We start from the raw sequence: 20287 nt of genomic DNA on the forward strand, positions 1-20287 counted from the left end.
TACAGCGGCGGGGTTATCAACGGTAGGCTGCTCCTAGGTGGCGCAAGCAACCAGGCTCACCTAGGGCCGAGCCGAACGCCCCGGCGCAACTGCCGTACAGCCAATGCTAAGCCGAGCCGCGGGCAGGTGGTCCGCAGGGCATCGGCGGCTCCATTGCCGCATGGAACCGCAAACCCCCACCATTGGCCAAGCCCTGAACCGGGTTGATGGCTACCAGAAAGTAACGGGCCAGGCGCGCTATGCCGCCGAACACCCGGTAGGCAACGTGGCGTACGGCGTGCTGGTAACCAGTACGGTTGCCCGCGGCCGCATCAGCACCCTCGATACGCAAGCCGCCGAGCAGGCGCCCGGCGTACTGGCCGTGCTCACGTACCGCAACTCGCCCGGTGTGCCCAGCTACCGGCAAACCAAAGCCAACAACAACCCGCGCCTCGAAGGGCAGGAGCTGCGCGTGTTCCACGACGATGAAATTCACTTCAGCAACCAGCCGGTAGCCCTGGCCATTGCCGATACCCTGGAGCGGGCCCAACACGCGGCCTCGTTGGTGCGCGTGGCGTACGCCACCACTGGCCCCGCGCAAACCGAGCTAAGCGCCCACCTAGGGCGCAGCATCGAGCCCAAAAAAACCGAAGACCACCTGCGCGGCCGCCCCGATGCCTGGCGCAGCGCCCCCGTACGCCTCGAGCAGGAGTACCGCACGCCCGTGCAGGTGCACAACCCGCTGGAGCCCCACGCCGCCATTGCCCAGTGGCAGGGCAACAAGCTGGTGGTGTACAACAAAACGCAGGCGCCCAGCGTGGCCAAGCGCGATTTGATGCGCATGTTTCAGTTGCCGCCCGAAAACGTGCAGGTGTACTCGCCGTTTGTGGGCGGGGCGTTTGGCGGTGCTTCGCGGATATGGCCGCAGGAGGTTGCCGCCATTTTGGGGGCGCGGCTCGTAGGCCGCCCCGTAAAGGTGGTGCTGGCCCGCGAGCAAATGTTTAACCTGGTGGGCTACCGCCCGCACGCCATCCAAAAAATCAGCCTAGGTGCCACCGCCACCGGGCAACTGGTGGGCATGCGGCACGAGGCCTGCGGGCAAACCTCGCGCTACGAGCAGTTTGTGGAGCGCATTGTGCACCCGAGCAAATCGGCCTACCGCTGCCCCAACATGCAGGCCATTTACCGCATCGTGCCCCTCGACCTCAGCACCCCGGCCTGGACGCGCGGCCCCGGCGAAACCAGCGGCTCCTTCGCCCTCGAGTCGGCCATGGATGAGCTGGCCTACGCCCTGAACATGGACCCCCTAACCCTGCGCCTGCAAAATTTTGCCGATGCCGACCCCGCCAGCAACAAGCCGTGGTCGAGCAACCAGCTGCGCCGCTGCTACGCGCTGGGGGCCGAGCGGTTCGGCTGGAGCAAGCGCCCGGCGCAGCCCCGCAGCCTGCGCGAGGGCGAGTGGCTGATTGGCTACGGCATGGCCATGGGTATTTACAAAGCTGAGCGCAGCAAAGCTGCGGCGCGCGCCCAGCTTACCCCCGATGGCACCCTGCTGGTGCAAAGCGCCACCGCCGATGTGGGCCCCGGCACGGGCACCATCATGTCGCAGATTGCGGCCGATGCCAGCGGCGTGCCGGTAGCGCAGGTGCGCTTTGAGCTGGGCAACTCGTCGTTGCCGCCTGCGCCGGGGCAGTACGGCTCGCACACGGCGGCCTCGGTGGGCTCGGCGGTGCACGCGGTTTGCCAAGCCCTGCAGCAAGAGCTTCTGGCCCTGGCCGTACGCACCCCTGCCTGGGCCAATCGTAACCTAGGGCCCGCCGATGTAGTGGCCCGCAACGGCCGCGTGCATCTCGCCATCGATGCCGACACCCAGCTTAGCTACGCCGATATCCTGCGCCAGCACAACCTGCCCAAGCTCGAGCTGACGCGCGAAGTAGACACCAACCCTGAGCAGGAGAAGTACTCGGGCAAGTCGTTTTGCGCCAACTTTGTGGAGGTGCGCGTGCACGAGCCCACCGGCGAGGTGCGCCTGAGCCGCGTGGTATCGGCGTTGGATGTGGGCCGCGTGCTAAACCCAAAAACGGCTCGTTCGCAGGTGTATGGCTCCATTGTGTGGGGCATTGGGTTGGCGCTGATGGAGGACGCCCGCCTCGACCACCGCTACGGCCGCTTCATCAACCCCGATCTGGCCGAGTACCACGTGCCCGTGTGCGCCGATGTGCCCGCCATCGAGGTGCACTTTGTGGAAGAACCCGACCTGCGCCTCGACCCTATGGGCGCCAAGGGTCTGGGTGAAATAGGACTGATTGGCTTTACGGCGGCCATTGCCAACGCCGTGTACCACGCCACCGGCAAGCGCATCCGCGAGCTGCCTATTACTCCCGATAAGCTGCTCGAGGAAACGACCTAGGGCTGCGCCTTAACTTGTCGGAAACCCGGTTGCGCTATCCGAGTCGCACAAGCTAGCCTTTGCGCTCGGTTTTGCGCAGAAACTTAATCAGGGTTGGGAAGTAATGCTGCGGGTCGTCCCACATGGCGTAGTGCGAGCCTTCGGGGCAGATGTAGTGCTGACTGTTGGGGATGCGCCGCTGCATAAACTCAATGTCGGCTACCGGAATGAAGTCGTGCTTGGAGCCGATGATAAGCGTAGGCGGTTTGATGCCAGCCAGCCGCTCGCTGAAATCCCAAGCCAGCATGTAGGGCATAAAATAGCCGGCGTAGGTGCGGGTAATGTGCGCTTGGCTGCGCGTAAACGTGGGCGGCTCTTGCGGCAGGCGCATCATGTGCAGGCTTCGGAACTCCTTGGTTACGGCCGGCGTGATGTACGGCGAAAGCGCTACCAAACCCATGGTATCGAGGCCGGCTATGGTTTTGCCATCCTTGGCCGTGTGCCGCCGAATGATATCGGCATATTGGCTGTAGCGGTGCTTGTTGAATACCGTGGCTTTGTAGCCGATGTTGGAGGTAATCAGCCCTTTGATGTGTTGCGGGTATTTGGTTGCGTATTCCAGCGCCAGCATGCCGCCCCACGAGTGCCCGAGCAGGTAAAAGCTTTCCAGACCTAGGGCTTGGCGCACTTGCTCTACCTCCTCCACAAAGCGGTCAATGCGCCATACCTCTTTGTCAGGGGTTTTGTCGGAATGGTACGAGTTGAGCTGGTCGTAGTAGTACAGCTCTACGCCTTCTTTGGCCAGGTGCTCCGGAAAGTTCTCGAAGTACTCATGGGTGTTGCCGGGGCCGCCGTGCAGCACCAGCAGCTTAATCTTGCCTTGCCCCACGCGCTGCGTCCAAACCTTGTACTTGCCATCGATGGTAACCATTTGCACACCCGGCGCGCGCATTTTGGCGGCGTAGCTGCTGTCGGGTGCTTGGGCTTGCGCCCAGGCACAGGGCATGCTGAACAGGAGGAGGAGCAGGGCTAGGCAGTGCTTCAAAATACAGGAGTTAGGAATGCTGGGCACAAATAAAAAACCGTGGAAAGATAGGCAGCCGAGTGGGCTACGCAACGGTTAGCTGGAAACCTCGTCCATATCCTGTTTCTTTAGCCCGTCTCTATCCAACCCCTTCACTCACTGTACTGATGCAGAAACTCGTGTACCTGGCCGTTGCTTACGGCCTCAGCACGGCCGCGCCGGCGCTGGCCCAGCAAGCCGAAAAGGTCGATCAGGCCATGATTGCCAAAATCAAGGACGAAGGCCTGAACCGCTCGCAGGTGATGAAAACCGCTTTTTACCTCACCGATGTGAGCGGTCCGCGCCTGGCTGGTTCCGAGGGCCTGAAGCGCGCCCACGAGTGGACGCAAAAGCAAATGGCGCAGTGGGGCTTGGTGAACTCAAAAATTGATCCGTGGGGCACCTTTGGCCGCGGCTGGGACATCGAGAAGTCGTACGTAGCCATGACGGCGCCGTACTACCACAACATGATTGGCGCGCCCAAAGCCTGGACGCCCGGCACCAACGGTGCCATCAAGAAGCAGATTGTGCTGGTGAAAGCCACCACCGAAGCCGACCTCGACAAGTACAAAGGCCAGCTGCGCGATAAAATCGTGCTGACGGAAGTAGCCTCGGAGCCGAAAACCACCTTCGCCGCCGACGCCAAGCGCTACACCGACGAAGAGCTGCTGAAAATGGCCGCTCCGGCCGAAGCCCGCCCTGCCCGCCAAGGCAACGACGACGCCATGGCTGCTTACCGCGCCCGCCTCGCGCTGCGCACCAAAATGGCCGAGCTGTTTATGCAAGAAGGCGCCGCTGCTGTACTCAGCACCCGCGGCGGCTCGCATGGCACGTTCTTCACCTCCAACGGTGCGCCCTACGCCGCCGATGCCAAGCCCGTGCTGCCCGAAATCGAAATGGCCCCCGAAGACCAGCTGCGCCTGATTCGTTTGGTAGAAGCCGGCATTCCGGTTGAGGTGGAAATGGACACCAAAACCAAGTTCCAAACCCAAGACCTGCGGGGTTACAACGTAATTGCCGAAATCCCCGGCACCGACAAAAAGCTCAAGAACGAGGTAGTTATGCTCGGCGCCCACATCGACTCGTGGCACGCCGCTACCGGCGCTACCGACAACGCCGCCGGCTGCGCCGTGATGATGGAGGCCGTACGCATCCTGAAAGCCGTGGATGCCAAGCCGCGCCGCACCATTCGCATTGCGCTGTGGGGCGAGGAGGAGCAGGGCCTGCACGGCTCGCGCAACTACGTGAAAAACAACTTCGGCGACCCCGCTACCATGAAGCTGCTGCCCGCCCACGAAAAGCTGGCCGGTTACTTCAACCTCGATAACGGCTCGGGCAAAATTCGCGGCATCTACGCGCAAGGCAACGAGGGCGTGCAGCCCATCTTTACCGAGTGGCTGAAGCCCTTCGCCGATATGGGCGCTACCACCGTTACGCCCCGCAACACCGGCGGCACCGACCACCTCGCTTTCGACGCTGTAGGCCTGCCCGGCTTCCAGTTCATACAAGACGGCCTCGACTACAACACCCGCACCCACCATACCAACCAGGATACTTACGAGCGCCTACAGGCCGACGACCTGAAGCAAGCCTCGGTAATTGTGGCTTCGTTCGTGTACAACGCCGCCATGCGCGACCAGAAGCTGCCGCGCAAAGCTCTGCCGCAAGCCCCCCAGCCGAAGTCGTAACTCGACTACCTAGGGCTACCCCAACAAAGCCCCGCTCCCTACCACGAGCGGGGCTTTGTACTACCTAGGGGCCATTAGACTACATCACATATTGATGTGGTGCTTTCGGCAGCTCAGTCGCCGCCGAGTATTTTGGCCCGAGATAATACTATTTCAGGCCTTGTTTTGCTGAAGGCGCATTTATACCTAAGCCCATCCGGTGCTTAATTACCGCGGTAGGCCCATGTCAGCAATGGCCTCTGTTGCACAAGCACCTTTGGCAAATGCCGCACAGCAAAACTGAGGCGCAGTGCCCGGTAATGGGTGCTACCCCAAGGCGTAAAATTTTGTCAGTTTACCCGAGCGATACATGCAAGCAGCATTACTCCGCCTACCTATACCAACAAGGGTGGCACATCGAGCTGGTAAGTTATTGATGTGGCTAATGCTGTGCTGGCCTTGGCTAGCCAGCGCCCAGCGCGGCCCCGATAACTACTGGTTTTTCGGCAACCAGGCTGGCATCAGCTTTATGGGCGGAGGCCCTAGCTCGGTGCGTTCCAACGTAATGGCCGCTTATGAAGGTTGCGCCACTGTATCCGACTCTACAGGTGCACTGCTTTTTTACACCGACGGCCGCACCGTCTGGAACTCGCGCCACCAAACCATGACCAACGGTCAACGGCTGCTGGGCAACCCCTCGGCGACGCAAGGAGCACTCATTGTTCAGCATCCGGGGCATTCCAAACGGTATTTTCTTTTCACCGTTGGCGAAGAGCTTGGCGCCGCCGGGCCTTACTACTATTTGGTAGATATGGCTCAGCAAAACGGCCTGGGTGCCGTGAGCCGCAACGTTATGGCGCAAGTGCCTACCGTAGCCATGACGGAGCGCCTCACGGGCATTTTGCACGCCAACGGCCGCGATACTTGGGTGGTAACGCACGGGTTGCTGAACTCTCGTTTTTACGCATCGTTGGTGTCGCCGGCGGGCGTAAGCGCACCCATTATCAGCAGCATCGGCCCCGTTGATAGCAGCCGAACCGGCTACTTGCAGGAAGCAAGCTACATGGTAGCCAACAAGCAAGGAACCAAGATTGCTACTACCATTAACGGCCACATCTGCTTGTTCGATTTTGATAAGGCTACCGGGCAAGTAACAGGCGTAACGCAGTTGCCCATGCTGATACCGAAGAAGCCAACGTATGGGCTGGCATTTTCGCCCGATGGCTCCCGGCTCTACGTGTCGATGTTTTCGAACATGCCACGCACACCGCTGCAGGTGGTAGCGCTGTTTCAGTTGGATGTGTCTCTGCCCACGGCAACGGAAATCTTTGCCTCGGCCCAACGCATACCCATGTCGACGCGCCGGCCCGGTGCCCTGCTGCCCGGGCCCGACGGCAGGGTATACGTAGCCTTTTACGACAGCCCCTGGGTAGGTGTCATTCAAAACCCAAATGCCAGAGGAGCGTTGGCGTGTTCGTTGGAAATTAATGGCGTGTCGTTGGCCTCGCGCAAAGGCACGCGTAGCCTGCCCAACTTTCCCAACGCCTTTCCCCGGTCGCCCTATCTCACCTTCAACAACGGCCCGTTTTGCGTCAGCACTACAGCGAACTTCACGGCCAGTCTAACGCCGACCTTAGGCATTGCATCGGCTACTTGGGACTTTGGCGAGCCAACCTCGGGGGCCAGCAACACAGCTACAGGAACCTCGGTTAGCCATACGTACCGGGCCTTGGGAACATACAAAGTAACCCTGGAGGTGGTGCTCACAACCGGTGTGCAGTATACTAGCACGCAGCTCGTAACAATATCGCCGCCACCCAACGTGCAGCTCGGGCCCGACCAACTAGTGTGCCCCGGGCAACCGGTTACGCTGAGCCCCGGCAAACAACCCGACCGCACCGCGTATTTGTGGCAAGATGGCTCAACGCAGCCAACCTTTACCGCCACCCAAGCAGGCAAGTACTGGGTACAGGTTACTTCGCCGCAAGGCTGCGTCAGTTCCGATACGGTTCGTGTGGGCTACCAAGCTTCGCCCATTATTTCCCTAGGTCGCGACACGGCCATTTGCATGGACAAGGGGTTGGTGTTGCGCGTAAGCCCGCAGCGCGCGGGCGCTACTTATCGGTGGCAAGATGGCTCTACCAACGCCATATACGAAGTGCTGAACCCGGGTAAGTACAACGTTGAGGTAACGGTTGATGGCTGTGTGAGCACCGGCGAAGTAGAGATTATCGATGCTAACTGCCCTATTCAGCTGCCCAACGCCATTACACCCAACAACGACAACAAGAACGAGACTTTCGTAGTGAAGGGCTTGAATGCGAAAGCTTTCAGCATCCGCATTTTTAACCGCTGGGGGCGCGAGGTTTTCCGTCAAGAGAGCTACGACAACGGCTGGCGTGCCGAAGGGCAACCCGATGGCGTGTATTACTACATACTCAATAACTCCGTAACCAAGCGGCAATACAAAGGGCACATCGAGGTAATGCGCTGATGTTGCATTGTCCTAAGTTGCCGCGCAAAGCCTTACCGCAAGCCCCCAGCCGAAGTCGTAAACGAAGTCTTAGTAGCAGGATGTTAAAACACCCGGCCAGCTTAATAGAGCTGGCCGGGTGTTTTATTGTAGCTCTTGCCGCAGTGCTTGGAGAAGTCTCGCACGCGCTACTTCAGTCTCATCCGTTTGTGGGCCAAAGTCGAGAGCATTGCGGTCCAAGCGACGCATAAAATCTTGTGCTTCCTTTCGCGACTTAAACCAAAAAGGTGAGCAACCATTGGCAGGCTGCCAACCACGCTGTGTCTTCCACCAAGAGATATCAACAGGAATAGATTCCGGAACTAAGGCAGCAGCTATATCAGGAAAGCTGGGTTGACTCAAGATGTGTGCAACGATACGCTCTGGAAGCTTTACATGATGGCGTTCAATGTAATGGGCCAATCCTTCGGGCCAGCAATAGGTACCGTCGGTAAGGTCAGCAGAGCCCATATTGTCATCTGGTTCACCACATTGAAAGCGGCACCAGCTGTAGCCTGCCCAATAGTTTAGTTTACGTCCTTGCTGCAGGTAGCTTAATACCCTTCTTCGTTCCTCAGTTGACCAGTGCTCATCTACAAACTGAGAAGGTGCGGGCAAGTCTGGTTCGTAAAAGCTATACCAAAAACCAACACCAATGAGATGCTCCGGTGCTTCAGAAGGTTGGCTCATACCAATTGCTCCTTAAACAGCCGCAACGTACGTTCCCAGGCTAGCTTAGCAGCCGCTTCGTTGTAGCGGGCGGGCGAGGAGTCGTTGTTGAAAGCATGCTGGGCGGCTTCGTACACGTACTGCTCGTACCGCACGCCAGCAGCTTTTAGGGCTTGCTCCCAGGTAGCCATGCCAGCATTCACACGCTCATCCTGGCCGGCGTAGTGCATCAGCAGGTGGGCTTTGATGTTGGCGGCCGCGGCGGCATCGGGCTGGCGGCCGTAGTACGCCACGGCGGCATTCAACTTGGGGTCGTTAGCGGCCAGTTGGTTGGCCATGGCGCCGCCCCAGCAGAAGCCCACGCAGCCGGTGCGGCCGTTGCTATCGGGGCGGGAGCGGAGGTACTCCAGGCCGCGCAGGTAGTTGCCTAGGTTCTGCTGCGCATCAAGCTTGCCAATCAGTTCGCGGCCTTTGTCTTCGTCGGTGGGCGTGCCCCCGAACGGCGACAGCGCATCGGCACCTAGGGCCAGGTAGCCGGCTTTGGCAACGCGGCGCGTTACATCTTTGATGTGCGGCGTAAGTCCGCGGTTTTCATGGATAACCACCACCGCCCCGCGTTTTTTCTTGCTCTTGGGGCGCACCAAGTAGCCCTTCATAGTTACACCGCCTTCGCCCAACCAGCTTACCTCTTCGCTCACAAGGTCCTTATCGTCTTCGGGCACGGTAGCCGCTGCGGCGTAGCCGGGGTCGAGCACCGACAGCGCCGACATGGCAATGGCCATGCTGCCCGTAAGCTTCAGCAGCCGCTCCATAAACTCCTTGCGGGTAAGAGGCCGGTGGGTGTACTCGTCGAAAAGATTGATGATGCGCTGATCCATGAACGGGGCAGTATAGGTGGGCTTGCCCAAAAAGTACGGAAAATAGAGGAAGCGCCTTGCGCTTGGCAAAGCTTACCAGATGAGAGTACTCCTGGGCAAAAGCGCAGCGGCCCATGACACGAGCCGCTGCGCTTTTGCCCAGGAGTTAAGCTTTTTACTCTGCTTCTCTATTAACAGTATCGGGGCTGAAGGCCGGAATGCAGATCGACCAGTACTCGCACTCATCCTCAAAGGGGTTGGAGTAACGGATGCGCGCTCCGGCTTTAATCAGCAGTGCTTGGCCAGCGCTGAGCTCTACCACGTCGCCGTCAATCTCGAAGCGTTTGCGGCCGCGCACCACAATCGTAATTTCATCGAACTGCGGCGTTTGGTGCGGCTCGCTCCATTGTGGCGGCGCCACCATGTGGGCGAGGCTGTATTGGCCGGTGCCCGTGCTGGCGTAGCCCACGTGTTCTTCAATGAGTTTGCCATCGGTGGTCGGTACCACAAAAGGCGTGGGGTTCAGAACGTAGCGTTTTTCAGGCATGATGCGGATGGGCAATTAGTTGTTGGTGCCAGGGCATTCGCCCTTGGAATACTTGGTTACGCCGGCGTTGGTGGCTACGCACGCATTGCCATAGGTTTTGTTGTCGCAGCCGCACACGGGGTCGTATTGCATGGTGCACATGGCGTCTTTTCGAATTTTGCTTTCGTCGATGCAATCGGCTGAGGCGGTGGGCGAAGCAGCGCGTTGGCAGGCACCCGAGAGTACCGAGGCCAGCAACGCACAGGCTACAAGCAGGCGCGTAGGCATAGAAAAGAGTAGTAGGGTAGTGGTGCCGAAAAGTACGGCGAAACAGCCATTACAGGCTACCTAAGCCAATTAAGCCGAAAGGAAGTATGGTTAAATAGTCAATTACGCTAATATTGCTGCGGAGCTATTTTTATTGGGTTCTCCGCACAACTCCTCGGTAGGCCTTGCGTATAGCACGGCAAATCAGCCGATGAGCTTCATCAGTCGATTTTTACTTACTCTGAATCTTTCTTTCAACCCACACCCTCCTACAATCATGTCTTACAACGAAGACAACAACTCGGGCAAGATCCTGCTGGCCGTGCTGGCTGGCGCTAGCGCTGGTATCGTAGCAGGCCTGCTGATGGCCCCCGACAAAGGCAGCGCCACCCGCGGCAACCTGAAAAACTACGCTGGCAAATACAGCGACCAACTGAACGACACCCTCTCGAAGCTCGGCACCCAGCTTGATACCTCGTTCAAGTCGCTGACCGAAAAGCTGGAAGACCTAGGCGTAACCGGCGCCGGCAGCAGCCTAAACATGAAAGGCGACTGGAACGTGTCGAAAGGCAAGCTGAAGCAGCAGTACGCGCAGCTGACCGACGATGACCTGGTATACACCGAAGGTGCTGCTGACGACCTCGTTGGCCGCCTGCAAGACAAACTTGGCAAGAGCAAGCGCGAGATTGTAAAACTGCTGAACGACTTGTAAACCAAGTAGTAGCTTTTCGGAAAGGCCCCGCACCCCTAGGTGCGGGGCCTTTTTTTTGCACAACTTTCCCCGCGTATCCGCGTTAGGAACCTACCGGCCGCAAGGCCATGCACTTTGTTCTCCCCCTTAACCTAAACACCCTGCTATTTATGAAAGACAACAGCGGTAAAGTACTCCTCGCGTTGTTGGCCGGCGCTAGTGCCGGTATTGTGGCTGGTCTGCTGATGGCCCCCGACGCGGGCACTGCTACACGCGAAAGCCTGGGCAAGTCGTTGGGTAAGTTCGGCGACGACCTGAACAAACTCCTGCAAGACGGCCTCTCACGCCTGGATGCTATGAAAGGTGGGGCTGGTGGCCAAGGCGGCAGCGCCGATAAAGCCGGTGCCGAGGATGCCTTAGCCGGCATGGGCGGCCAAGGTGGCGGCGGCAGCCGCTCGGGCGGTGGTTCGGGTGGTTCTTCATCGGGCGGCGGGTCGTCTTCGGGCGGCTCGGGTTCGGGTAGCGGCTCATCATCGGGCGGTGGCTCCTCATCCAGCGGCAGCTCGTCGGGCGGCGGAAGCACGGGCACTGGCGGCGGTTCTTCGTCGGCTGGCGGCTCCGGTGTAGGCAGTGCTACGGGCGGTGGCTCGTCGTCGGGTGGGGCAAGTGGCTCGGGTGGCGGCAGCGGCACCACGGGCAGCGCTACTAGCACAGCCAGCTCGGCAGGCAGCAACGCCGGCCGCAGCGGTTCTTCTACTACAGGCAGCGGCAGCACGAGCGGTTCATCTTCTACTTCGGGTAGCTCGGGCGGCACTAGCTCTACGGGCGGCGGTGTTGCAGACAATGCTACTGGCTCGGGCAATACCGGCCGATAAAAAATCGGCGCCAAGCGTAACCTTGCGTGTGGTGCTGCGTTAAAGAACTTAGAAATCGACTTAGAATAGTCTTTGATTTAGCCCCTGAAGCAAAATTGCCGACGGTAGAGCTTCTAGTCGGACTGGTTAAACATCCGCCTAGCAAAATCGTACCGATCCATCGCAAGCTTCTTCAGATTAAGCTGATTCGTTGATCTGGTTAAGTTGATTCTAAAGAAGAAGGCCTCGCACCGTTACTGGGTGCGAGGCCTTCTGACTTTTCAGCTCCTAGGTAACAGCCTACAAAAAATGTTGGTGTGCTAGTAACTTTTTGGCATTGAGGTCGTTTATACAAGGGAAATCAGTTAAAAGTGAACGTCGGATAGACGGTTCGAAGCAAAATTGCCGACCGTAGAGCTTCTGCCAGGATCTGGTCAAACAACCTGCGTAGTAAAATCGTACGAGTCCATCGCAAGCTTCTTCGTTTCGTACCGACCGGATTGGTTAGCAGATTTCATAAAGAAAGCCCCCCGTACGTGATAGGTACGGGGGGCTTTCGACGTTTTGTAGCGCGGGCTTCAGCCCGCGCTGCATTTTACTCTACTGGTTTCTCCGATTTCTCGGTCATCGTCTCTGTCTTCTCCGGCTTCATCTGCGGGAAGAAGAGCACGTCCTGAATCGAGTGCGAGTTGGTCATGATCATCGAGAGGCGGTCGATGCCAATACCTAGGCCAGCCGTGGGCGGCATGCCGTACTCTAGGGCGCGCAGGAAGTCCTCGTCGAGCACCATGGCTTCGGTGTCGCCGCGCTTGCCCAGCTCTAGTTGGTCCTCGAAACGCTTGCGCTGATCAATGGGGTCGTTCAGCTCCGAGAAGGCGTTGCATATTTCTTTGCCGTTGCAGATGGCCTCGAAACGCTCGACCAAGCCCGGCTTCGAGCGGTGCTTCTTCGCCAACGGCGACATCTCCACGGGGTAGTCGGTGATGAACGTCGGCTGAATCAGCTTGGGCTCTACGTGCTCCCCAAAAATCTCGTCGATAATCTTGGCTTTGCCCATGCTCGGGTCGAGGCCCACCTTAAGGTCTTTGGCAGCGGCGCGCAGTTCGTCTTCGCTCTTGCCCTCGATGTTGAAGCCGGTGTAGTGCTCAATGGCTTCGGCCATGGTGAAGCGCTTCCAGGGGCGCTGGAAGTTGATGATGTTCTCGCCCACCTTCACCTCGGTCTGGCCGTGCAGGGCCAGCGCTACGCGCTCCACCATCTCTTCCACCAAATCCATCATCCAGTAGTAGTCTTTGTACGCTACGTACAGCTCCATCTGGGTGAACTCGGGGTTGTGGAAGCGCGACATGCCCTCGTTGCGGAAGTCCTTCGAGAATTCGTACACGCCATCGAAACCGCCCACAATGAGGCGCTTCAGGTACAACTCGTTGGCAATGCGCAGGTACAGCGTCATGTCCAAGGTGTTGTGGTGCGTTTTGAAGGGGCGCGCGGCGGCCCCGCCGTACAAGGGCTGTAGGATAGGAGTTTCTACCTCCAGGTAGCCTTTGTCGTTGAGGTAGTTGCGCATGGCTTGCACTAGCAGCGTACGCTTCACGAAAGCATCGCGCACGTGCGGGTTCACTACTAGGTCAACGTAGCGCTGGCGGTAACGCTGCTCGGGGTCGGTGAAGGCGTCGTAGGTAATTTTTTCACCCGTCGCTTCATCTACACGCTCCTTTACTACCGGCAGCGGGCGCAGGGCTTTCGAGAGCAGCTTGAAGCTGGTAACGTGCACCGAAGTTTCGCCCACCATCGTCTTGAACACGCGGCCCTCCACGGCGATGAAGTCGCCTAGGTCAAGCAGCTTCTTGAACACGGTGTTGTACAGCTCCTTGTCTTCGCCGGGGCAAATTTCGTCGCGATTGATGTAGAGTTGAATGCGGCCCGAGGCATCTTGCAGTTCGGCGAACGAGGCCTTGCCCTTCACCCGCACCGACATCAGGCGGCCGGCCATGCGAACTTCCTGGAAGTTGTTGAGCTCGGGGTGGTAGTTATCGTGAATTTCCTGGGCGTAGAAGTTCACGTCGAACAGCTCGGACGGATACGGCTCGATGCCGAGCTTTTGGAGTTCGTCGAGTTTCTGCCGACGAATCAGCTCCTGTTCGCTGAGGTGGTGCATAGGGTAGGGGTATAACAATCGGCCACGGCCGAAAAAGTCAAGCCGCAAAGATAGCCGCCCGACGGTTTTAGTAATACACCGAAAGTACAAGCCCCTAGGTAAAGCTGCCGCGGCCACCCGCCTGAGGCACAAACAAAAAACGCTGACCTAGGGGCCAGCGCTTACGTGTATATGCAGTGGTGTACTTAATCGGGAGCGGAGGTTAGGCAGCAATGCCCATCTGCGGGTCGGTTTCGGTGAAGTTCGGCTCAATGCGGGTGCGCAGGCGCTCCTCCACAAAGCCGTGCTGCAAGTGCTTAGGCAGGTTGGCCACCAGCTCGCGGTAGCGCTCCACACCCAGGGCCTTGGCTACGTACGTTTCGTGCACACCGTTGAGGTAGCTCACAATGTCGAGCAGTGAGTGGTGAAACAGGCCAAAGTCGATGTCGGACTCTACGTAGCGCTCAATCTCGCGGCTGGTCTGCGAAATGCGCAGGCGGCCCAGCAAGTCGAAGATGGTGGTGTAACCTAGGCGCCAGGTAATCTGCTGCCAGTGCTGGGCATTCCACTTCTCGAGCGGCTGCCCCGTCTTCTGGCTACGGATGGCGGTGGTGGGGTTGCCTTGCACTTGCTGGCGCACGGCTACTGCCTTCTGCTTGCGGGTAGTGCGCAGGAACTGGCCAATCTGAGCCTGTGCGTCGATGGCCTTGCTGGCAATTTGCAGCCCGGCCTTGTAGCCAGCTAGCGGCAAGCGGTGAATGCTGAAGTCGCCGTACGAGCCGGCAGCGTAGAACGACACCGGACGCGGATAAGCATTGCGCACTACCAAGCGGCCCACCTCGCGGCGGATCAGCGACGGATTGTTGGTGCGCACACCGGCCGTGTGCAAGAAGGCCTGCAAGCCAGCCATTACGGCGTGGTAAGCCTGCGGGAACGTCCAGTGCAGGGCGTTGCGCAAGTAGTCCTCGTCGCCTAGGTCGGCAGTAGCACGCAGAGCGTACTCGGTGCTCCAGCAGCTATGCAGGTACTTCTCTACCTGAGCGCGGTCGGCGTCGGTAAGCTCGGCTTGGTGTGCCCGGAAGAAAGGCAGGTGCTGCAAGCCACCCGTCGCGTCGTCGGCTTCGCGGATGTGGTAGCTGAGCGCGAAGAAGTAGTTCAAGAACACCTGAGCCGGGATGGACTTGCGCCATGCCTCATCGTGCTGGGGCTGGGCCTCGTCGGCCACCGGAAGGTGCAGGATGTTATCGTTCAGTTGTTCGTTGTTCGTCATCATATCAGCACAACGCAGAATACTCCGATAGAGTGCCGAAATGCTAAAAAAATTGGGTGTTGAAAACGTAATTTTTATCGTTGATAATCAATGAGTTACAATTGTGCTTGTTAAATAGCTTGGCTGTGTAAATAGGCCTTGATTTTCAGCGCTTTGAAGGATTTCATAGCTAAACCAATTGGTTGCTGAAAGCAACAAAAAAGCCCCTGCACAACAAGGTGCAGGGGCTTTGCTTTTACGCCCCTAGGTGGGCGTAGGCTAAAGAGCTTAGCGGCGGGTTACCTGAGGCGAGTCGATCTGGTCTTTCACCACAGCTACGGCCTCGCGAAGGTTGATGTCTTTAACTAGGTTCTTCGACATGCGGCGCACGCGGTTCTGCTTTACGGTGTCCGACTGCACAGCGCGCAGGTCGTTGGCTAGCGGAGCAATAGCCAAAGGCTGGGCAGCCTTTTGCAACTCTTCGTAGCGCTTCGACTCAGCCTTGGCCTGGTCTTGCTCGGCACGGTAAGCCGTTAGCTTCAGCGACACGCTGGTGTCGTCTTTGCGCTTACGCATGCGCTCTACAATTTCCTGTACCAGCTTAAAGCTTGCGCTGTTGGCCACGCGGGTGTTAGAGGCAGTCTTTAATTTGTCGAGAGCAGGCTGCTGCGGCCACGTACGGTAGCGGGCCGGGCTAATTTCGTCCCACTTCAGCGGGTACTCGGCATCCTTCTCGCCTTGGTCGAGGTAGCTGTAAGCGTCGGGCAGCACGATGTCCGGAACTACGCCTTTAAACTGCGTAGAGCCGCCATTAATGCGGTAAAACTTCTGGGTGGTCAACTTCAGCGAGCCAAAAGGCTTGATGGCGTTGAACTCAGCCGGCAAGGCATCGTCGAGGTTGAAAATGCGCTGCACAGTGCCTTTTCCATAAGTGCTCGTCGAGCCCATTACAACACCGCGCTTGTAGTCCTGAATGGCAGCTGCCAAAATCTCCGAAGCCGAGGCACTGTACTTGTTTACCATCACCACCAGCGGGCCGTTGTACTGCACGCGCGGGTCGCGGTCGTTAAGCACCTGAGCCGAGCCTTGGCCCGAACGCACCTGCACTACGGGGCCGCTGTCGATAAACAGACCAGCCATTTCAACGGCATCGGTAAGCGAGCCGCCGCCGTTGCTGCGCAGGTCGAACACAACGCCTTGCACGCCTTCGGCTTTCAGCTTCTCAAGCTCTTTCTTCACGTCTTCGGCCGAGCTGCGGCCGCCTTGCTCATCGTTGAAGTTGGCGTAGAAGGTAGGCAGGCGCAGGTAGCCAATCTTCTTGCCGTTCTCGTTGATAACGGCCGATTGGGCGTAAGTTTCTTCTACAATTACTACGTCGCGCACAATCGGAATGACCTGTGAGCTGCCGTCGGGCTTCTTCACCGTCAGGCGTACCTCGGTGCCTTTGGGGCCGCGGATATAGGTAATGGCTTTGTCAAGGCGCATGCCTTCCACCGTTATCGGCTCGGAAGCACCTTGGGCTACACGCTGAATGATGTCGCCGGCTTTTAGTTGGCCTTGGCGGTACGAGGCCGAGCCCGGAATGATGTCAGCCACTTTAATCTGACCATCCTTTTCCTGCAGCGTAGCGCCAATGCCCTCGAAGCGGCCCGTCATGGCAATGTCGAACGACTCTTTGTCCTTCGGTGCGAAATACTCGGTGTGGGGGTCGTAGGTATTGGCAATGGTATTCGCCCACAACGCCAAACGGTCGTTGTCGTCGTTCTGCATCAGGTCGTTGAACTGCTCGTCGAAGTACTTCAGCACGCGCTTGCGGGCTTCAGCCTCCATTTCAGTGGCTGATAAGGCAGGAGCAGTAGCTTTCTTAGGGTCGCGCTTGGCTTGCTCGTCCTGAATTTCAACCAGACGCGTCATCGTCAGGTACTTCAGGTAACGGCGCCACTCGTCGCGCTGGGCGTTTTTATCGGCCGGGTACTGAGCCTTGTCGAAGTCCGTCTGGAAGGTTTCTTCCACCGTGAAATCCATGGGCTTGCTCAGTATGTCGCGGTAGAGTGCTTGCGCTTCCTTGGTGCGCTGATCAACCAAGCGGGTGGCAAGCTCCAAAAACTCGTGCGAACCACGCTTTACCTGGTCGTCAATGTCGGTCTGGAACTTGCGCAACTGCACCACGTCGGGCTGCAGCAAAAACTTCTTGGAGTAGTCGATGCGCTTCAGGTACAAATCGAATACGCGTCGCGAGAAGTTGTCATCGATTTGCTCGGGCTGGTAGTGGGCCTGGCTTAAACCCTGCAGCATAGCCTTGATGAGCACTTCCTCTTTTTGCGGTACGCGGGCGTCGTTGCCCCGATATAGCTTATAGGAGGCCAGTACAAACACAGCAGCAACTACTGCGGCGTACAGGCCTATTTTCAGGCGAAGGAATGACATGGGCAAAAGCGCGAAAAAAAGTGGTCCTAAATGTACGTAAAGACGCACCGAATGGTAATGGCGAAAACCGGGCCCATTCTGTAGTGCTAACGAGGGCAGCTAAACAATAGTGCCCAAATACAAGCCTAGGTCTATGTGTGCCTCGTAAGCATAGTAACAAAAAAGACCCCCCCGGTTGCGGGGAGGTCTTTTGGCAAGCCGACTCTAAAACGATCGGCTAGTAGTAAATACGGTCGCCGTTGTGGCGGCGGAACTCGTCTTGGAAGTGACGAGCATCTTCGTCGTTGCGTGGGCGTACACCCATCACGATGCCGCCGTTCTTAATGTCGTGCTCGTACTCGGCAGCGCGCTCTTCCGGAATGCCCGAGCCTACCAGGGCGCCTACCAGGCCGCCCGTTAGGCCACCAGCACCGGCGCCAGCTAGTGCAGCTGCCAGCGGGCCAGCAATTACAAGGCCCAGGCCGGGCAGTGCTACCGAAGTACCGATAGCTGCGATGGCGCCAATTACAGCACCGGCAGTACCGCCGATGGCCGAACCTACGCCTGCGCCTTCCATGGCTTTGTTGCCCAGGTCGCTGTCAGGAGTGTGGTCGCCGAAGTGACGCTTACGCGTTTCGTCCGACATCATTAGGTTTACGTCGTCTTTGGTATAACCACGCGACGACAGCGAGCTGTAAGCACGCTCAGCCGATTCACGGTCGCGGAAAGTCGAGGTCAGGATGCGCTCAGAACCGGTCGAGCCGCTCATGCTGCCCGATTGGCTCGAGCCGTACGACGAAGTAGAGCCCATATTGCTGTTGCCCATCGACGAGCCCGAATTGTAGTTAGCGCCGGTGCTCTGATCGGTGCCCGAACCTACGTTCGAAGAGCTCGATGCATTGCTGCTAGAATTCAGTCCCGAAGAGCCCATTGATCCGCTGCCCGAGTGCTGGGTGCTGCCGTAGCCAGCGCCAGCGCCGGTGCCAGTGTTAGCGGGGTTCATCGAAGAGCCAGTGCCGGGCGTGTTGCCCAGGTTCGAATTATTGTCGGTGTTCATTGTGGTGAGGTTGTGGATGGGTGAAAAAGGAAGGGAAATTCACCAAGGCCTGTTGCGGTTAGCCACTTAACAGACTCGATGGCTTCCTTAACGCGTGCCATCCACTTGAGGTTACACGACAGTGTCCAAATAAACCTGTCGAGCATCCAATAAGCCTCTCCTCAATTCGCTTAGCCGAATTGGGCAAAGTTGTCGTCGTTGCGCCAAAAATCGCGGCAAGCTGTGCGCATATCCTGCAAAAAATCAGGATTTTGCTTTAGCTCGCGCCAAGGGCCCATGCCCAATCGCTCGCATAGCTTATAAAAATTATCGCCTTGGCCCTTAGAGCCTTCAACCTTTACCAAGCAGCTAAGCACTGGGCGGCCAGCTGAGTGCTCGGTTTCGGATATCTCAGCGAGTATTTCGTTAAGCCGGGCTTTTTCGTGTGATATATCGAGGTTCAGCCCTAACTCCGCTTCCTGCACTACCGTGAGGTAGCTGGCCGTACCAGTTTGATGGCGCGAGTATTGAATAAGAAAGCGGCGTACGCGTGTAATCATGTTGTTACTAAGGTGTAGGGGAGAGAAGAGGGAGGTAAAATACCAAAAAAGCCCGTTGCGTTGGATACTTCCAAGACAACGGGCTTTTCACCAATAACTATGCCGTTGAGGCTTAACGCACTTTATTTCGGCGGCGCTCCATTTCGCGTTTAATCAGCAGGAATTCGCGGCTGCTTTGCCCGGCAATGGCGGTGTTTTCGTCGGCGCGGCGCAGCAGGTAAGGCATCACAGCTTCAACCGGGCCGTAAGGCACGTACTTGGCAGTGTTGTAGCCGGCGTGCGCCAAATTGTAGCTTAAGTTGTCGCTCATGCCGTAGAGCTGGGCAAACCACACACGCTCATCGTTGGGCGCTAAGCCCGCGTCGGCCAGCAGCTCGGTTAGCAGGCGCGACGAGGCCTCGTTGTGCGTGCCAGCGCAAATAGCCAGGCGCTCAATGTGCCCGATGGAGTAGCGCAAGGCGTTGTCGTACAAGTCGTCGGTGGCTTGCTTGCTTGGGTTAATGGGGTTGCGGTAGCCGCGCTGCTGCGCCACGCGACCTTCCTTCTCCATGTAGGCACCGCGCACCAGCTTAGCACCCACGTAGTAACCTTCCTGCACGGCGTGGTCGTGGTCGGCCTTTAGGGCATCGAGGCGGTCGTGGCGGTACAGCTGGTAGGTGTTCCACACGATAGGGCGCTGCTGGTTGTAGCGGCGCATCATGTCGCGGGCAATGTCGTCGATGGTGTCCTGAAACCAGCTTTCCTCGGCATCGATGAAAATGCGCACGTTTTTCTCGTGGGCGCGGCGGCACAGCGCGTCAATACGCTGCATGGCGCGGTCATAGGTTTGCTGCTCGGCGGCGGTAAGCTGCTGCTTGGCCTGAATTTTCTCGAGCAGCGCGCTATCGGCTACGCCCGTCACCTTAAATACCGAGAACGGAATGTGCGGATGACCAGCAGCCAGGTCGATAGTCTTCAGGAGCTCGTCGCGGGTGTGGTCGAAGCTTTGCTCGTTGCCTTCGCCCTCCACGGAGTAGTCGAGAATGGTGCCGATGTTGAATTTACCCAACTCGGCAATTACCGGCTTGCACTCCGCAATGGTTTCGCCGCCGCAAAACTGCTTGAAGATGGTGTGCTTGATGATGATTTTGCTGCCCGGCAAGCCCCAGCTCAGGGCCCGCTTCATCATGCCGCCGCCTAGGTCAACAAGGCCCTTGTTGTTCATGGCAGCAAACAGGGCGTACATCTGTTTTAGCTCGCCATCCGACTTGGAGGCGAAAGCAACAGCGGTATTATCAAAGGAAACAGCTGGGTGGGTTTGGGGCTCGGGCATGCAGGGTGGTAGCTTTGGGCTGCGAAGATAGCCACGAAACATCGTTTTAGGCGGCGCTGTTATTATGTGCTAGCGCGCCGGTGGCGTGCTTAAAACCCCTAGGTGGCAGCGGC

At 58.2% G+C, this 20287-nt stretch carries 16 protein-coding genes; 5 read left to right on the forward strand and 11 right to left on the reverse strand.

The genetic code is table 11. The annotated features are described in order from the left end of the window. Positions 1-160 precede the first annotated feature (160 nt). Positions 161-2389, forward strand: coding sequence for a xanthine dehydrogenase family protein molybdopterin-binding subunit (locus ASU33_RS02280; protein WP_059067712.1), 2229 nt, complete (start codon positions 161-163; stop codon positions 2387-2389). A gap of 52 nt (positions 2390-2441) precedes the next feature. Here the strand turns inward: ASU33_RS02280 and ASU33_RS02285 are convergent, their stop codons facing one another. Further along, entirely contained in the window at positions 2442-3374 is a 933-nt protein-coding gene (locus ASU33_RS02285) for a proline iminopeptidase-family hydrolase (RefSeq protein ID WP_149866995.1), read from the reverse strand. 185 nt (positions 3375-3559) lie between these two features. On the opposite strand from ASU33_RS02285, the gene ASU33_RS02290 reads away from it, so the two are divergent. Further along, positions 3560-5119, forward strand: a complete 1560-nt coding sequence (locus ASU33_RS02290; protein ID WP_059067714.1) for a M28 family metallopeptidase — start codon at positions 3560-3562, stop codon at positions 5117-5119. Between the two features lie 424 nt (positions 5120-5543). After that, the gene (locus ASU33_RS02295; protein ID WP_160328117.1) at positions 5544-7592 is read left to right on the forward strand and encodes a T9SS type B sorting domain-containing protein; all 2049 of its coding nucleotides are present in this window, start codon (positions 5544-5546) and stop codon (positions 7590-7592) included. A gap of 123 nt (positions 7593-7715) precedes the next feature. Here the strand turns inward: ASU33_RS02295 and ASU33_RS21125 are convergent, their stop codons facing one another. From ASU33_RS21125 to ASU33_RS02310, 4 genes are all read right to left on the reverse strand, one after another. Beyond that, positions 7716-8300, reverse strand: a complete 585-nt coding sequence (locus ASU33_RS21125) for a hypothetical protein (protein ID WP_149866996.1) — start codon at positions 8298-8300, stop codon at positions 7716-7718. Further along, positions 8297-9157, reverse strand: coding sequence for a dienelactone hydrolase family protein (locus ASU33_RS02300; protein WP_059068327.1), 861 nt, complete (start codon positions 9155-9157; stop codon positions 8297-8299). The genes ASU33_RS21125 and ASU33_RS02300 overlap by 4 nt, the downstream gene beginning before the upstream one ends. 154 nt (positions 9158-9311) lie before the next feature. Continuing rightward, positions 9312-9683 carry a cupin domain-containing protein gene (locus ASU33_RS02305; protein ID WP_059068329.1) on the reverse strand — a complete coding sequence of 124 codons (372 nt, stop codon included), beginning with the start codon at positions 9681-9683 and terminating at the stop codon, positions 9312-9314. Between the two features lie 15 nt (positions 9684-9698). Continuing rightward, positions 9699-9950 carry a Kazal-type serine protease inhibitor family protein gene (locus tag ASU33_RS02310; RefSeq protein WP_059067718.1) on the reverse strand — a complete coding sequence of 84 codons (252 nt, stop codon included), beginning with the start codon at positions 9948-9950 and terminating at the stop codon, positions 9699-9701. Positions 9951-10206: 256 nt separating this feature from the next. Between ASU33_RS02310 and ASU33_RS21880 the strand changes: the two genes are divergently transcribed. Both ASU33_RS21880 and ASU33_RS02320 read left to right on the forward strand, forming a co-directional pair. After that, on the forward strand, positions 10207-10641 hold the full coding sequence (locus ASU33_RS21880; protein ID WP_078062806.1) for a YtxH domain-containing protein: 435 nt from the start codon (positions 10207-10209) through the stop codon (positions 10639-10641). A 149-nt stretch (positions 10642-10790) separates the two neighbouring features. After that, on the forward strand, positions 10791-11495 hold the full coding sequence (locus ASU33_RS02320; RefSeq protein WP_078062851.1) for a YtxH domain-containing protein: 705 nt from the start codon (positions 10791-10793) through the stop codon (positions 11493-11495). 574 nt (positions 11496-12069) lie between these two features. On the opposite strand, the gene lysS is transcribed toward ASU33_RS02320, so the two are convergent. From lysS to ASU33_RS02350, 6 genes are all read right to left on the reverse strand, one after another. Next, the gene (gene lysS, locus ASU33_RS02325; RefSeq protein ID WP_059067719.1) at positions 12070-13632 is read right to left on the reverse strand and encodes a lysine--tRNA ligase; all 1563 of its coding nucleotides are present in this window, start codon (positions 13630-13632) and stop codon (positions 12070-12072) included. A 202-nt stretch (positions 13633-13834) separates the two neighbouring features. After that, complete coding sequence (locus ASU33_RS02330) at positions 13835-14884, reverse strand: hypothetical protein (protein WP_286130389.1); 1050 nt, start codon at positions 14882-14884, stop codon at positions 13835-13837. Positions 14885-15148: 264 nt separating this feature from the next. Then, entirely contained in the window at positions 15149-17287 is a 2139-nt protein-coding gene (locus tag ASU33_RS02335; RefSeq protein WP_059067724.1) for a carboxy terminal-processing peptidase, read from the reverse strand. Positions 17288-17504: 217 nt separating this feature from the next. Further along, complete coding sequence (locus tag ASU33_RS21885) at positions 17505-18323, reverse strand: hypothetical protein (RefSeq protein WP_350308173.1); 819 nt, start codon at positions 18321-18323, stop codon at positions 17505-17507. A gap of 170 nt (positions 18324-18493) precedes the next feature. Beyond that, positions 18494-18862 (reverse strand): hypothetical protein, encoded by a 369-nt coding sequence (locus ASU33_RS02345; RefSeq protein WP_059067726.1) that lies wholly within the window; start codon positions 18860-18862, stop codon positions 18494-18496. Between the two features lie 112 nt (positions 18863-18974). Continuing rightward, positions 18975-20174, reverse strand: coding sequence for a proline dehydrogenase family protein (locus ASU33_RS02350; protein ID WP_059067728.1), 1200 nt, complete (start codon positions 20172-20174; stop codon positions 18975-18977). Positions 20175-20287 lie beyond the last annotated feature (113 nt).

It is taken from the genome of Solirubrum puertoriconensis (assembly GCF_001483135.1).
GTDB classification, from domain to species: Bacteria; Bacteroidota; Bacteroidia; order Cytophagales; family Hymenobacteraceae; genus Solirubrum; species Solirubrum puertoriconensis.

Excerpts from the sequence above, each read along its gene's own strand:
- ASU33_RS02290 (WP_059067714.1), top strand. The coding sequence starts at position 3,560 with ATGCAGAAACTCGTGTACCTGGCCGTTGCTTACGGCCTCAGCACGGCC.
- ASU33_RS02310 (WP_059067718.1), bottom strand. The coding sequence starts at position 9,950 with ATGCCTACGCGCCTGCTTGTAGCCTGTGCGTTGCTGGCCTCGGTACTC.
- ASU33_RS02335 (WP_059067724.1), bottom strand. The coding sequence starts at position 17,287 with ATGTCATTCCTTCGCCTGAAAATAGGCCTGTACGCCGCAGTAGTTGCT.
- ASU33_RS02300 (WP_059068327.1), bottom strand. The coding sequence starts at position 9,157 with ATGGATCAGCGCATCATCAATCTTTTCGACGAGTACACCCACCGGCCT.
- ASU33_RS02295 (WP_160328117.1), top strand. The coding sequence starts at position 5,544 with ATGCTGTGCTGGCCTTGGCTAGCCAGCGCCCAGCGCGGCCCCGATAAC.
- ASU33_RS21125 (WP_149866996.1), bottom strand. The coding sequence starts at position 8,300 with ATGAGCCAACCTTCTGAAGCACCGGAGCATCTCATTGGTGTTGGTTTT.
- ASU33_RS21880 (WP_078062806.1), top strand. The coding sequence starts at position 10,207 with ATGTCTTACAACGAAGACAACAACTCGGGCAAGATCCTGCTGGCCGTG.
- ASU33_RS02285 (WP_149866995.1), bottom strand. The coding sequence starts at position 3,374 with ATGCCCTGTGCCTGGGCGCAAGCCCAAGCACCCGACAGCAGCTACGCC.
- ASU33_RS02320 (WP_078062851.1), top strand. The coding sequence starts at position 10,791 with ATGAAAGACAACAGCGGTAAAGTACTCCTCGCGTTGTTGGCCGGCGCT.
- ASU33_RS02330 (WP_286130389.1), bottom strand. The coding sequence starts at position 14,884 with ATGATGACGAACAACGAACAACTGAACGATAACATCCTGCACCTTCCG.
- ASU33_RS02280 (WP_059067712.1), top strand. The coding sequence starts at position 161 with ATGGAACCGCAAACCCCCACCATTGGCCAAGCCCTGAACCGGGTTGAT.
- lysS (WP_059067719.1), bottom strand. The coding sequence starts at position 13,632 with ATGCACCACCTCAGCGAACAGGAGCTGATTCGTCGGCAGAAACTCGAC.
- ASU33_RS02350 (WP_059067728.1), bottom strand. The coding sequence starts at position 20,174 with ATGCCCGAGCCCCAAACCCACCCAGCTGTTTCCTTTGATAATACCGCT.
- ASU33_RS02345 (WP_059067726.1), bottom strand. The coding sequence starts at position 18,862 with ATGATTACACGCGTACGCCGCTTTCTTATTCAATACTCGCGCCATCAA.
- ASU33_RS02305 (WP_059068329.1), bottom strand. The coding sequence starts at position 9,683 with ATGCCTGAAAAACGCTACGTTCTGAACCCCACGCCTTTTGTGGTACCG.
- ASU33_RS21885 (WP_350308173.1), bottom strand. The coding sequence starts at position 18,323 with ATGAACACCGACAATAATTCGAACCTGGGCAACACGCCCGGCACTGGC.